The organism is Sphingomonas sp. CFBP9019, assembly GCF_034045155.1.
GTDB lineage: Bacteria > Pseudomonadota > Alphaproteobacteria > Sphingomonadales > Sphingomonadaceae > Sphingomonas > Sphingomonas aerolata.
Genome location: NZ_JAXCWK010000001.1, coordinates 149,319 through 162,951 on the forward strand (window position 1 = coordinate 149,319; position 13,633 = coordinate 162,951).

General features: G+C 66.7%; 14 protein-coding genes. 10 read left to right on the forward strand and 4 right to left on the reverse strand.

Annotation, left to right across the window (positions count from 1 at the left end; all coding sequences use genetic code 11):
- Positions 1-105: 105 nt before the first annotated feature.
- The 4 genes from SOM18_RS00615 to SOM18_RS00630 all read left to right on the forward strand — a co-directional run bounded on the left by SOM18_RS00615 (position 106) and on the right by SOM18_RS00630 (position 5,635).
- Positions 106-3,504, forward strand: coding sequence for a polysaccharide deacetylase family protein (locus SOM18_RS00615; RefSeq protein WP_031439918.1), 3,399 nt, complete (start codon positions 106-108; stop codon positions 3,502-3,504).
- 75 nt (positions 3,505-3,579) lie between these two features.
- Positions 3,580-4,341: a molybdate ABC transporter substrate-binding protein gene (gene modA / locus SOM18_RS00620; RefSeq protein WP_192008619.1), complete on the forward strand. Its 762-nt coding sequence runs from the start codon at positions 3,580-3,582 to the stop codon at positions 4,339-4,341.
- On the forward strand, positions 4,342-5,046 hold the full coding sequence (modB, locus tag SOM18_RS00625; RefSeq protein WP_037530133.1) for a molybdate ABC transporter permease subunit: 705 nt from the start codon (positions 4,342-4,344) through the stop codon (positions 5,044-5,046).
- Positions 5,036-5,635, forward strand: a complete 600-nt coding sequence (locus SOM18_RS00630) for an ATP-binding cassette domain-containing protein (protein WP_031439319.1) — start codon at positions 5,036-5,038, stop codon at positions 5,633-5,635. Before modB ends, SOM18_RS00630 begins: the two co-directional genes overlap by 11 nt.
- Positions 5,636-5,700: 65 nt before the next feature.
- Here the strand turns inward: SOM18_RS00630 and rpsI are convergent, their stop codons facing one another.
- From rpsI to SOM18_RS00645, 3 genes are all read right to left on the reverse strand, one after another.
- Positions 5,701-6,258: a 30S ribosomal protein S9 gene (gene rpsI / locus SOM18_RS00635; RefSeq protein WP_043157976.1), complete on the reverse strand. Its 558-nt coding sequence runs from the start codon at positions 6,256-6,258 to the stop codon at positions 5,701-5,703.
- The gene (rplM, locus tag SOM18_RS00640; RefSeq protein WP_037530138.1) at positions 6,259-6,738 is read right to left on the reverse strand and encodes a 50S ribosomal protein L13; all 480 of its coding nucleotides are present in this window, start codon (positions 6,736-6,738) and stop codon (positions 6,259-6,261) included. It lies immediately after the preceding gene.
- Positions 6,739-6,853: 115 nt separating this feature from the next.
- Positions 6,854-7,897, reverse strand: coding sequence for a COX15/CtaA family protein (locus SOM18_RS00645; protein ID WP_320481153.1), 1,044 nt, complete (start codon positions 7,895-7,897; stop codon positions 6,854-6,856).
- A gap of 231 nt (positions 7,898-8,128) precedes the next feature.
- On the opposite strand from SOM18_RS00645, the gene SOM18_RS00650 reads away from it, so the two are divergent.
- The 4 genes from SOM18_RS00650 (at position 8,129) to SOM18_RS00665 (ending at position 11,291) form a co-directional block, all read left to right on the forward strand.
- On the forward strand, positions 8,129-8,527 hold the full coding sequence (locus SOM18_RS00650) for a MerC domain-containing protein (RefSeq protein WP_042466454.1): 399 nt from the start codon (positions 8,129-8,131) through the stop codon (positions 8,525-8,527).
- Positions 8,528-8,600: 73 nt separating this feature from the next.
- Positions 8,601-9,074: a Fur family transcriptional regulator gene (locus tag SOM18_RS00655; protein WP_031439322.1), complete on the forward strand. Its 474-nt coding sequence runs from the start codon at positions 8,601-8,603 to the stop codon at positions 9,072-9,074.
- Positions 9,075-9,201: 127 nt separating this feature from the next.
- Complete coding sequence (gene dxs / locus SOM18_RS00660) at positions 9,202-11,124, forward strand: 1-deoxy-D-xylulose-5-phosphate synthase (protein ID WP_031439323.1); 1,923 nt, start codon at positions 9,202-9,204, stop codon at positions 11,122-11,124.
- On the forward strand, positions 11,121-11,291 hold the full coding sequence (locus SOM18_RS00665) for a hypothetical protein (RefSeq protein ID WP_157840526.1): 171 nt from the start codon (positions 11,121-11,123) through the stop codon (positions 11,289-11,291). The genes dxs and SOM18_RS00665 overlap by 4 nt, the downstream gene beginning before the upstream one ends.
- Before the next feature lie 30 nt (positions 11,292-11,321).
- Here the strand turns inward: SOM18_RS00665 and SOM18_RS00670 are convergent, their stop codons facing one another.
- Positions 11,322-11,993 carry an RBBP9/YdeN family alpha/beta hydrolase gene (locus tag SOM18_RS00670; protein WP_031439324.1) on the reverse strand — a complete coding sequence of 224 codons (672 nt, stop codon included), beginning with the start codon at positions 11,991-11,993 and terminating at the stop codon, positions 11,322-11,324.
- 187 nt (positions 11,994-12,180) lie between these two features.
- Here SOM18_RS00670 and SOM18_RS00675 point away from each other — a divergent pair, with 187 nt between their 5' ends.
- A complete protein-coding gene (locus tag SOM18_RS00675; RefSeq protein WP_031439325.1) occupies positions 12,181-12,930 on the forward strand; it encodes a TlyA family RNA methyltransferase in 750 nt (249 codons plus the stop codon).
- Positions 12,931-13,101: 171 nt separating this feature from the next.
- Positions 13,102-13,620 (forward strand): TspO/MBR family protein, encoded by a 519-nt coding sequence (locus SOM18_RS00680; protein ID WP_031439326.1) that lies wholly within the window; start codon positions 13,102-13,104, stop codon positions 13,618-13,620.
- The last annotated feature ends 13 nt before the right edge of the window (positions 13,621-13,633 follow it).

Here is a 13,633-nt window from a genome sequence, read left to right on the forward strand (position 1 = left end):
ATGTTCTCTTTCAGGCTGACGTGACGGATTTGTCATCGTCCCGATTGGTCGCGGGCATGAATGGTGGTGCATGGCGCGCGATCCTGGGGTCGGATAGCGTTGGTCATGGCACTGCATCCTGTTTTCTACGACGCAAGCGGGCGGCGTCGTCGTCGTTTCGCATTGGGTGTCATCGCCTTCGTCGCGCTCGTTTTATTGTCGGTGGCGGTGTTCGCCGTGTCGATCGGCGCGGTCCCGGCGGCACCGTTGCTGCCGTTCGAGCCCGAGCATCCCGGGCTTCACCGCTTGCCCGCACCGCATAGCGGCGTGATCGGACGGGCGCAGCGCAGCATCGATTATTACGGCAAGGCACTGTTCGGCGGACCCACCGCGGGCGCCGGCAAGGCGGGTGCGAAGGGGGGCGTCGGACAGGCGCCGCGCGCGACCAACCCGCGGCTGGCCATCGCCTTCCACGTGCCCTGGGACGAATCGAGCGTGGCGAGCCTTGCCCGGCATGTCGAACAACTCGACTGGGTCATTCCCGGCTGGGTGTCGGTGACCGGGGCCGACCACCGGATCACCGTGTTCCGCGATGTCGCGGGCCGCGCGGTGCTCAATCGCGCGATCCACCGCCCGGTGATCCTGCCCATGGTTCAGAACGCCAAGGACGGCGACTGGGACGGCGCGGGCAGCGCCGCGCTGTTTGCGGATGTGACCGCCCGGCGCGCCTTTCTCGATCGGCTGGTCCCGTTCCTGGTGGCGAACCATGCAGGCGGCGCCTTCTTCGATTTCGAGAGCCTGCCCGCGGGGGCGCAGGCGAACTACCGCCTGTTCCTTGCCGAGGCGAAGGCGCGGTTCGCACCACGCGGCTGGGTCGTCGCGATCGCCGCGCCGGTCGGGAACGCCGACTGGAACATGCGTGCCTATGCGCGCGTGACCGACAAGATCTTCCTGATGGCCTATGACGAGCACGAGACGAGCGGCCCGGCCGGGCCAATCGCATCGCAGCGCTGGTTCGCGCGGTCGGTCGCGAATGCCGCGCGCGGCGTCCCCCCCTCAAAGCTGGTCGTCGCGTTCGGATCCTACGCCTATGACTGGCATGACCGTGGCGGCGATGCGCTGGGCGTCGAGGAGGCGTGGCAGGCGGCATCCGATTCGGGCACCGTCCCGACGTTCGACAAGGGCAGCGGCACCAGCAGCTTCGCCTATGCGGACGGCGGGACCCGGCATCAGGTCTGGCTGCTCGATGCGGCCAGCGCGTATAACGAGCTGGCCTTTCTGCAAAAGGCGGGGGTGCAAAGCTTTGCGCTGTGGCGACTGGGGTCGGAGGATCCGGCGCTCTGGTCGATCTTCGGGCGCGACCACCGCCGATTGCCCGATCCGCGTGCGATCAACACGACACCGGCCGGGACGAATGTCGATATCGAGGGCAATGGCGAGATCCTGAAGATCGGGTCGACGCCGGTGTCCGGGCTGCGTGATACTGTCGCGGCTGCCGACGGGACGATCGCGGACGTCCGCTTCACGCGCATGCCCTCGCCCTACGTCGTCCAGCGTACGGGCTACAGCCCGCGAGCGCTTGCGCTCACCTTCGACGATGGGCCGGACTCCGAATGGACGCCGCAGATCCTGGATATCCTTAAGCGAAAGCACGTGCCGGCGACATTCTTCGTGGTGGGCGAGAATGCGCTGACGCAGCGGAGCCTGCTCGAACGCATGGTGGCCGAAGGGCATGAGGTCGGCAGCCACACCTATACACACCCCAATCTGGCGACGGTATCGGGGCGCCAGGTCGGGTTCGAGCTCAACACGACGCAGCGGCTGTTCCAGGCGTTCACCGGGCGATCGCTCCGCCTGTTCCGCGCACCCTATTTCGGCGATGCCGAGCCGAGCACCGCGGACGAGATCAAGCCGGCACTCGAGGCGCAGCAGCGTGGCTATGTATCGGTAGGCCTGCACGTCGATCCCGACGACTGGAAGCGTCCGGGCACCGCTGCAATCATCGACCGCACGATCGCACAGGTCGTGGAAGGATCGCCCGAACGCAGCGCCAATATCATCCTCCTGCACGATGCGGGCGGCAACCGCGCGCAGACCGTCGCGGCGCTGCCGGTGATCATCGACCGGCTGCAGGCGATGGGCTATCACTTCGTGCCGGTCTCGGCGCTGGCCGGGCTGACGCGCGATGCGGCGATGCCGGTGATATCGTCGAGCGACCGGGTCGCGGCGGTCGCGGATCTTGCGCTGTTCAGCACGCTGGGTGGACTGGTAATCGGCCTGCGCTGGATCTTCGGGATCGCGATCACGATCGGCATCCTTCGCGCGCTCGCGCTGTCGGCGCTGGCACTGATCCAGGCACGCCGCGAATTGCGGACGGTGTTCCCGGCGATCGATCCGGCTCGATTCGTCACGGTGATGATCCCGGCGTTCAATGAGGAACGCGTGATCGTCCGCGCGGTCGAGGGCGTGCTGGCCTCGACCGACGTCGTGGTCGAGGTGATTGTGATCGATGACGGGTCGAGCGATGGCACGAGCCAGGCCGTCGCCACCGCCTTTGCCGGCGACGCGCGGGTGCGGCTCATGACTCTGGCGAACGGCGGCAAGGCGCGTGCGCTGAACCGCGGGCTGGCCGCGGCGCGGGGCGATATCGTGATCGCGCTCGACGCCGATACGCAGTTCGAGCCGCTGACGATCGCGCGGCTGGCGCGGTGGTTCGACGACCCGGCGCTGGGGGCGGTTGCGGGCAATGCGAAGGTCGGCAACCGGGTCAATCTGATCACCCGCTGGCAAGCGCTCGAATATATCACCGCCCAGAACCTCGAACGGCGCGCGCTCGCGCGGCTGAACGCGATGACGGTCGTGCCGGGCGCGGTCGGCGCGTGGCGACTGGCGGCAATTCGCGCGGTCGGCGGCTATCCCGATGATACGCTGGCCGAGGATCAGGATCTGACGATCGCGATCCAGCGCGCAGGGTGGACGGTCCAGTATGACCAGTTCGCGATCGCGTGGACCGAAGCCCCCGAGACGCTGCGCGCGCTTGCCAAGCAGCGGTTCCGCTGGGCGTTCGGGACGCTCCAGTGCCTGTGGAAGCACCGGTCGGCGATCGGCCGCAGCCAGCCGCGCGGGCTTGGCTGGGTCGGGCTGCCCCAGGCGATCGTGTTCCAGATCCTGCTGGCGGCGATCTCGCCGATCATCGACCTCGCGCTGCTCGTCAGTGTCGCGACGACCTACGTCGCGGTGTCGGCGCATGGCTGGGCACAGAGCAGCCATGATCTGCAGACCATGCTGACCTATTGGCTGGTCTTCACCGCGATCGACCTGCTCGCGGCGACGATCGCGTTCGCACTCGAGCGGCGCGAGCGGTGGAGGCTGCTCTGGCTGCTGATTCCGCAGCGGATCGGCTATCGCCAGGTCATGTACTATGTCGTGCTCAAGGCGCTCGCCCAGGCTTTGCGGGGGCCGATGGTCGGCTGGGGCAAGCTGGCCCGGACGGGGCGCGTGACGGCGCCCTCCGGGGCGGAATGAACCCCATGTCCGTTGTGGCGTTCAGCGGGCGGCATACTATAGCGCCGTGGTGATTGGCGGGCTCGAGGGGACATGATGAAGTATCCGGTATTGCTCGCCATGCTGGCCGTCGGCGGCGTCGCGACGGGCGCCGACGCCGCGCAGCGCGCGGCACCGCTCGTGCTGGCGGCGGCGAGCCTGCAGGAATCGATGACCGCGGCCGCCGATGCGTGGGCGGCGAAGGGGCATGTGCGACCGACGATCTCGTTTGCGGCCTCGTCGGCGCTGGCACGGCAGGTCGAGGCCGGCGCGACAGCGGACCTGTTCGTGTCCGCGGATGAGGACTGGATGAACGAGCTGGCAAAGCGCCGCCTGATCGTCCCTGCGTCGCGCGTGACGTTCCTGGGAAACCGGCTGGTCGTCGCGGCGGCGTCGGGGACGACGGTGCGGATCCCGTCACGCCCGCCTGCAGCGCTCGTGCGGGTCCTGACCGCAGGGCCACTCGCGATGGCGGATACGCCCGTCCCTGCGGGGCGGTACGGCCAGGAGGCGCTGGAGGCGCTCGGCGTATGGAAACAGGTCGCGCCGCGCGTCGTGCGCGCCGAAAACGTCCGCGCGACGTTGGCGCTCGTCGAACGCGGCGCGGCACCCCTGGGGATCGTTTATGCGACCGACGCCAAGGCATCGACGCGTGTCAGGATCGCAGGCGTATTTCCCGCATCGACGCATCCCGCCATCACCTATCCGATCGCCCGGTTGTCGACGTCGCGCAATCCGGAGGCCGAGGCGTTCCGCCGGTTCCTGACGTCGCGTCAGGGCAAGGCGATCTTCGTGCGTTACGGCTTTTCGGCGCGCTGAGTGACGGATGGGTTCGTCCTGACACCGGCGGAATGGGGGATCGTCGGTCTGTCGCTGAAGGTCGGCGCCGTCGCCATGCTGATCACATTGCCGATCGCGTTCGGCTTTGCCTGGCTGCTGGCGCGCGTACGGTTTCCCGGGCGGATCCTCGTCGATGCGGTGATCCACCTGCCGCTCGTCGTGCCGCCGGTCGTGACGGGGTGGCTGCTGCTGCTCGCCTTTGCGCCGAACGGGCCGGTCGGTGGGTGGCTGCAGTCGTGGTTCGGGGTCAGCGTGTTGTTCCGCTGGACCGGTGCGGCGATCGCAGCGGGGGTCATGGCGCTGCCCTTGATGGTGCGTGCGATGCGGCTGTCGATCGAGGCGGTCGATGCACGGCTTGAGAGTGCGGCGCGGACGCTGGGCGCGGGGCCGTGGCGGGTATTCTGGACGGTCACGCTGCCGCTGAGCGTACCGGGCGTGCTCGCGGGCGCGGTGCTGGGCTTTGCGCGATCGATCGGCGAGTTCGGGGCGACGATCACCTTCGTCTCCAATGTGCCGGGCGAGACGCAGACGCTGCCGCTGGCGATCTACTCGGCGCTTCAGCAGCCGGGCGCGGAGATGCTGGTATGGCGGCTCTCGGCGATTTCCGTCGCGTTGTCGCTGATCGCACTGGTCGCGTCCGAGCTCCTGACGCGGCGCGCGGGCAGGGGGCTTCATGTCCTTTGAGATCAACGTCCGCAAGCGTCTGGGCGATGCCGAGGTCGCACTGACGATGGCGGCGGGGGACGGCGCGACCGTGCTGTTCGGACCGTCCGGCGTCGGCAAGACCAGCATCCTGAAGATGGTCGCCGGGCTGCTCACGCCCGACAATGGCCGGATCGTCGTCGATGGCGTCACGCTGTTCGGGGAGGGCATTAACCTGCCACCGGAACACCGCCGTGCGGGCTATGTGTTTCAGGAAGCGCGGCTTTTTCCGCATCTGAAGGTGCGGGCGAACCTGCTTTACGGCGCCGGCCGAGACACGTCGGGGTTCGAGGAGCGGATCGGCTTCCTGGGGATCGGGCATCTGCTCGACCGCTGGCCGCGGTCGCTCTCGGGGGGCGAAGCGCAGCGCGTGGCGATCGGACGGGCATTGCTCAGCAACCCGCGCTTCCTGTTGCTCGACGAGCCGTTGGCGTCGCTCGACCGACCGCGCCGCGAGGAGATCGTCCGCGTGATCGAGCATCTGCGCGATACGATGCGCCTGCCGATCCTGATGGTGACCCACGACCCCGACGAGGCCGCACGAATCGGCACCCGCGTCGTACGGATGTAGCGCAGGCATGAAAAAGGCGGCCCGGGAAAACCCGGACCGCCCTTTTCCGTAGTTCGGTAAAGCGTTTAGCGCTTCGAGAACTGGAAGCTACGACGGGCTTTCGCCTTGCCGTACTTCTTGCGCTCGACGACGCGGCTGTCGCGCGTCAGGAAGCCTGCAGCCTTGACCGATGCACGCAGCACCGGCTCGAAGCGGGTCAGCGCCTGGCTGATGCCATGCTTGACCGCGCCGGCCTGGCCCGAAAGGCCGCCGCCCTTGACGGTGCAGACTACGTCATACTGACCTTCGCGCTCGGTGATACCGAACACCTGGTTGATGACGAGACGCAGCGTCGGACGTGCGAAATACACTTCCTGGTCACGACCGTTGATCGTGATCTTGCCGGTGCCGGGCTTGACCCAGACGCGGGCAACGGCGTCCTTGCGACGGCCGGTCGCATAGGCGCGGCCCTGCTTGTCGAGGATCTGCTCGCGGAGCGGCATCGGCTCGCGGACCGGCTCGTTCGAGACGGGCGCTGCGATGTCGCCTTCGCTGGTCGGCAGCGACTGTGCGGCCGGAGCAGCCGGTGCGGGCTGGTTGGTCAGGCTCGCGAGATCGGCGAGCGACTGGCGGTTGTCGGTCATTTACGCACCCACCTTGTTCTTGCGATTCATGCTGGCGATGTCGAGAACCTCGGGGTTCTGTGCCTCATGCGGATGCTCGGTACCCTTGAAGATACGCAGGTTGCGCATCTGCTCACGGCCAAGCGGGCCGCGCGGGATCATGCGCTCAACGGCCTTTTCGAGAACGCGCTCCGGGAAGCGGCCGTCGAGAACCTTGGCGGCAGTGATGCCCTTGATGCCGCCGGCATAACCGGTGTGCTTGTAATAGACCTTCTTCGCGGCCTTGTTGCCGGTGAAGCGGATCTTGTCGGCGTTGATCACGACGACGTTGTCACCGCAATCGACATGCGGGGTGAACGACGTCTTGTGCTTGCCGCGCAGGACGTTGGCGATGATCGACGCTGCGCGACCGACCACCAGATCCTCGGCATCGACGATATGCCATTTCTTCTCCACCTCGTGCGGCTTGGCCGACTTGGTGGTCTTCATGAGCGCCTTCATGGGGCTGAGACCTTTGCTGAAACGATATGCGCCGCCACGACGGACGGCGCTAACGAGGCGGCAATGGCGAAAAGAGGTGTTTAAGTCAAGCTTTCCGCCGGTTTCATGGCGGGTATTATAATACCTTGGGCGGATTGCCGAGGCGATGCGCGGCAAATACCATGGCGATCAGCAACAGCGCCGCGTTGGCTTGGTGTGCGACGGCGACAGGGATGGCGACACCGGTCATGAGCGTTGCGATCCCCAGAAAGACCTGAAGCGTGACGAGCCCGACCACCCAGAAGCCGGCGCGCGAACCATGCTGCGTCGCGCGGACCGCGAGCCAGACGAGCCCGGCGGCGGTGGCGAAGGCGAGCCACCGGTGAATGAACTGGACGACAATCGGGTTGTCGACGGCGTTGATCCAGCCGGGTGACAGCATCGGGACGCCGCCCGGGAACAGGCTGTCGCCCATCAGCGGCCAACTCGAAAAGGCGTAGCCTGCGTTGAGCCCTGCGGTGAACGCGCCATAGACAAGCTGGACGAACAGCAACGCGAACGCGGTGACCGCGATCGGCACGAGGCGGGCCGGGGCCGCAAGCTTCGAGCGGTGGAGTGCGAGGAGGTCCAGCGCCGTCCAGACGATGCCGGCGAGCGTGACGAGCGCGGTCATCAGATGGACTGCGAGACGAATGTGGCTGACGTCGGTGCGGACGGACAGCCCGGACTTCACCATCCACCAGCCGACAGCGCCCTGAAGCGCGCCGAGCGCCAGCAGCGCGCCGAGTCGCCAGCCATAGCCGACCGGGATTGCCCGGCGCAGCGCGAACCACAAGAGCGGGATCGCGAACGCCGCGCCGATCGTCCGTGCCAGCGCGCGGTGGAGATATTCCCAGAAGAAGATCGCCTTGAACCCGTCGAGCGTCATGCCGCTGTTGAGCTGGCTATATTCGGGGATCTGTCTGTAGTTCGCGAATTCCGCCTCCCACTGCGCAAGCGTGAGTGGCGGAATGATGCCGGTGATCGGCTTCCATTCGGTGATCGAGAGCCCCGAATTGGTAAGCCGCGTTATGCCCCCCACGATAACGATGCCGACGATCATCGCCGCAACGAGAAGAAGCCAGGTCGCGACCGCTCGCGGGCGCGCTGTGGACAGGAAGGCGGCACTGGGCTGGAGCATCGCACGGCTCTACGCCTGTCTGACTGGGGCGTCGAGTATCAGGGGTTATCGGCCGCCGGGTTTCTGCTGGCCCGAGACACACGCGCGATGCGTTGGGAACGAGCGCGAGCGCAGGATTGATCACGACGTCGATCGAGCGTCCTTTTCCTGAAAAAAAAGCGAGCGGACGACGGGCGTTCGGCCGAATGTGATGTTGTATCCTTTCCTGAGATGGACTATCTAATCGGAACGATGTCGACGACCGCCCACCACCATACCCATGCGCATCCGTCCTGGATCGCAGGCCTGGATCGCTATGCGATCGGGCTGTCGGGTCTGTGCATGGTGCACTGTCTGGCAACGTCGGTGCTGGTTGCGCTGATGTCGACCGCGGGCGGCGTGCTGCTCGATCCCATCTTCCACGAAGTCGGACTGACGATCGCGATCCTATTCGGTGCGGTCGCGCTGGGGCGCGGGATCCTTCATCATGGCTATGCGATGCCGGCGGCGATGGGTGCGTTCGGGCTCGGGATCATGGCGGGGGCGATGACGCTGCCGCATGATTCGGGAAGCGGTGAGACGCTCTGGACGATCATCGGCGTCGCGTTGCTCGCGTTCGGGCACGATCTGAACCGTCGCGCCGAAAGCTGAGCCGGGCCGCACGATCGCCCCGGCGCGGTCGCTGCTTGTCGCCGGTCCTGCGGCACCCTAGATTCACGGCATAATGGCAACGCACTCGCATTCACATCATGAGCCGCAAGGCGCCGACCTTAACGTTGCCGCGCAGGCGACGCTGGAAAAATCGGGAGAGCAGTGGACGACGATGCGCGCCAGCGTGTTTTCCGCGCTGGCTGGCTTCGACAAGCCGGCCTCGGCCTATGACATCGCGGAAGCCGTGTCGAAGGCGGAGGGGCGGCGCGTCGCTGCCAACAGCGTTTACCGAATTCTCGACCTCTTCGTGGGTGCGAACCTGGCGCGACGGGTCGAGAGTGCGAACGCGTACGTCGCCAATGCCCATCCCGATTGCCTTCACGACTGCATCTTCCTGGTATGTGATTCGTGCGGGCAGACGACGCATATCGACAATGACGTGATCACTCGCGGTGTGCGGAATGCGGCTATTTCGGCCGGTTTCGTGCCTGTTCGCCCGGTCATCGAAGTCCGCGGCCGGTGTGCCGCATGCGAGGCGCAGCGCTGATCGGGGAAGGCTGCCAGCGCCATGACGGGGTAACCAATCTGGCGTCGCTGCGTAGAAATATCCGCGGATGGCGGGGTTTCGTTCGGTAACAATCGACACCAAACCTGTGCTGCGATAAGCCGGCGGGATGGCAGATACTCCTGTAACCCCGTTGCTCGACACGGTTTCGACCCCCGATGACCTGCGCAAGCTGAAACCCGACCAGCTTCGCCAGCTTGCCGATGAACTGCGGACCGAGACGATCTCGGCCGTCGGGACGACCGGTGGCCACCTCGGATCGGGGCTCGGCGTCGTCGAACTGACGACCGCGATTCATTATGTGTTCGATACGCCGCGCGACCGTCTGGTCTGGGACGTCGGGCATCAATGCTATCCGCACAAGATCCTGACGGGCCGCCGCGACCGGATCCGGACGTTGCGCCAGGGTGGCGGCCTCAGCGGCTTCACCAAGCGGAGCGAGAGCGAATACGACCCGTTCGGCGCTGCGCATTCCTCGACATCGATCTCGGCCGCGCTCGGCTTCGCGGTCGCCAACAAGATCGCGGGCACGCCGGGCAAGGGCATTGCCGTTATCGGCGACGGCGCGATGTCGGCGGGCATGGCCTATGAGGCGATGAACAATGCCGAGCAGGCGGGTAATCGCCTCGTCGTGATCCTGAACGACAATGACATGTCGATCGCGCCGCCGGTTGGCGGTCTGTCGGCCTATCTCAGCCGGATCGTGTCGAGCCGCGAATTCCTGGGCATTCGCGAGCTTGCCAAGAAGCTCGCTCGGCGCCTGCCGCGGCCGTTCCACAACGCCGCGCGGAAGACCGACGAGTTCGCCCGCGGCATGACGATGGGCGGTACGCTGTTCGAGGAACTCGGCTTTTATTATGTCGGGCCGATCGACGGTCATAATCTCGAGCATCTGATCCCCGTGCTCGAGAATGTGCGCGACGCGGAGGAGGGCCCGATCCTCGTCCATGTCGTGACCAAGAAGGGCAAGGGCTATGCGCCCGCCGAGGCCGCGGCCGACAAATATCACGGCGTGCAGAAGTTCGACGTGATCTCGGGCGTGCAGACCAAGGCGCCGCCGGGACCGCCGCAATATCAGAACGTGTTCGGTGCGCAGCTCGTCGCCGAGGCCGCCAAGGACGACCGGATCTGTGCGATCACCGCGGCGATGCCGTCGGGCACCGGCCTCGATGCCTTCGCCAAGGCCTATCCCGATCGCTTCTTCGATGTCGGCATCGCCGAACAGCACGGCGTGACCTTCGCGGCGGGGCTTGCCGCGCAGGGGATGCGGCCGTTCTGCGCGATCTATTCGACGTTCCTGCAGCGGGCCTATGACCAGGTCGTCCATGACGTCGCGATCCAGAACCTGCCGGTGCGCTTTGCGATCGATCGCGCCGGGCTGGTCGGAGCGGATGGCGCGACGCATGCCGGATCGTTCGACGTGACCTATCTCGCGACGCTGCCGAATTTCGTCGTGATGGCGGCGGCGGACGAAGCCGAGCTGGTCCATATGACACACACCGCGGCGCAGTATGACACCGGCCCGATCGCGGTGCGCTACCCGCGCGGCAACGGCACGGGCGTCGCCTTGCCTGCCACGCCCGAACTGCTCGAGATCGGCAAGGGCCGGATCGTTCGCGAGGGCAAGGCCGTGGCGATCCTGTCGCTCGGCACGCGGCTCGAGGAAGCGTTGAAGGCCGCCGATGTGCTCGAGGCCAAGGGGCTGTCGACCACCGTTGCCGATCTGCGATTCGCCAAGCCGCTCGACGTCGAGATGATCCGCAAGCTGCTCACCACGCACGAGGTCGCGGTCACGATCGAGGAGGGCGCGGTCGGCGGTTTCGGCGCGCATGTGCTGACGCTGGCCAGCGACGAGGGGCTGATCGACGGCGGGCTGAAGCTGCGCACGCTGCGTCTGCCGGATCTCTTCCAGGATCAGGACAAGCCCGACGCGCAATATGCCGAGGCCGGGCTCGATTCGGCGGCGCTGGTGGAAACCGTGCTCAAGGCGCTGCGCCATAATTCGGGCGGGGTTGCCGAAGCGCGCGCATGAGCGGGCCGACCAAGGCCATCGTGATCATTGCGCTCGCGGTGATCGTGATGGTGTCGCTGAACATCGCCATGTGGCGGCGGATGCGCGCCGGGTTGCCCGCGGCGCGTGCCGCGGACGAGCAGGATCAGCAGTCGCAGGTGCCGGCAGACGACACACTGCGCGGCTGATCCGGAACGACTGCCGGACGCGCGCCCTGCCTATCTGCCCAGATAGTGGGAGTGGGCCGCGTCGGTTGCGCTGACGGCGAGGATCGATCGCGCCTGGCTCGGCGGCAGCGCTTGCCCGTGACCGTCGCCACTCGCGGCGATCACCCGCTCGAGCAGATCCTGTCCCTCGCGCCACCAGCCGATACCGCTCGCGGCATTGAGATGCCCCTGCGGGCCGGCATCGACGAAATGACTACCCCAGTCGGCGGCCATGCTGTGCGCGCGGTCGGGCGTGACCCAGGGATCGTCGCTGCTCGCGACGACGATCGAGGGGAAGGGCAGGGGGCCGCGCGGGGTCGGTGAAAAGCCCTTGAGCTCGGCCTGGGCCCCACCGCGATCGACATCGGCGGGCGCGACGAGCAATGCCCCCGCGACGGGCCAGCCATAGGGTTGCGGGCTGAGTTCGGCCCACCACGCCACCGCAAGGCAACCAAGGCTGTGCGCGGCTAGGATGACGGGGGCCTGTGCGCGCCGGATCGCCTCGTCGAGTCGCGTGACCCAGGCGTTGCGATGCGGCGTGTTCCACATCCCCAGTTCGACCCGGACGGTATCCGGCCGGGCATCTTCCCACAGGGTCTGCCAGTGTGACGGGCCGGATCCGCCGAGCCCGGGGACCGTCAGGATGGTCGGTTGAACGCTATCATATGGTGCAAAAGAACCCACGACGCCTCTCCTTCTCCAGACCGCCGGAGCCCGGGGGTGGGATCGTGATCGATCGACGCTCTAGGGGACGTCGGCCGATCACGATCCCTGTCTGCAAGATAATCCTACCAGTTCAGTGGGCAATAGATATTGCGGCAAAAGGAAGGCAGCTTGCGATGATCGGACGCCGGGGCGATAGGCTGGGCGTATGGCAAAGCAACGCGCGGACCAGATGCTGGTCGACAGGGGACTGGTCGAGTCGCGGACGCGCGCCCAGGCGCTGATCATGGCGGGGCTGGTCTTTGCCGGCACGCGCAAGGTCGACAAGCCGGGGCAGACGCTGGCGGACGACGTCGTGCTCGACGTGCGGGGTCGCGATCACCCCTGGGTGTCGCGCGGCGGGATCAAGCTCGCGCACGGGCTCTCACATTTCAGCTGGACGGTCACGGACGCGGTGGCGATCGACGTCGGCTCGTCGACCGGCGGGTTTACCGACGTGCTGCTCAGCAACGGGGTCGCTCGCGTCTATGCCGTCGACAGCGGGACCAACCAGCTTGCGTGGAAACTCCGTCAGGACCCGCGCGTGATCGTCCACGAACAGACCAGCGCGCGCATCCTGACCGACGCGCATATCCCCGAACCGGTCGACCTGATCGTCTGCGATGCGAGCTTTATCGGGCTGGCCAAGGTGCTCGAGCGCCCGATCGGGTTCGCACGTCCCGGCGCGCGGCTGCTGGCGCTCGTCAAGCCGCAGTTCGAGGCAGGCCGCGAAGAGGTCGGAAAGGGCGGCGTGATCCGCGATCCGGCCGTCCATGCGCGCGTCTGCGGCGAGGTCGCGGCCTGGTTCGAGGCACAGGGCTGGCAGGTCGAGGGCGTCGTCGAGAGCCCGATCACCGGTCCCGAGGGTAATATCGAGTTCCTGATCGCCGCGCATGCGGTCGCCGCGCCACGCGACTGACGATCCGGATGCTGCCCGCGCTGGACCCGGATCGGCCATCGCAGAATGACACACTTCCCGATCGGTCCATGCATGTTGCGGTTTACGGCAGGGCGTTCCCGCGGCAGGACTAAGCCGATCAGTCTTGAAAGGACGTATGTGGGAGGCATCGCTTCGAAGGGCCAGCTGAGGATGTCGTTCCTGCGCTGGGCGATCGTGACCGTTCCGTTGATCGTCCTGCTGGGCTTTCTGGCCGGGCGCGCGGTCCCGGTGGGGAGCGAAAGTGCCTGGTACACCAGCCTGGTGAAGCCCGCGCTCACTCCGCCAGGCTGGGTGTTTCCGGTCGCCTGGTCGACGCTCTACGTGCTGCTCGGCCTGGCTCTCGCAATGATCCTCAATGCGCGCGGCGCGCTGGGGCGGGGGCGCGCGATCGCCTTGTTTGCCGCGCAGTTCGTGTTGAATCTCGCCTGGACGCCATTGTTCTTCGGCGCGCACCGAATCGGTGCGTCGCTGCTTGTCATCGTCGCGATGCTGCTGCTCTCGATCGCGGCGACATTCCTGTTTGCGCGTATCCGGCGCGGGGCGGCGTGGCTGATGGTGCCCTATATGGTGTGGATCAGCTTTGCGGGAATGCTCACATACGGTATAGGCCGGCTCAACCCCGATGCCGAAACCCTTGTGCCGACGACGCGCACCTCCCAGATGTTGTGACGGGGCGCGCGGC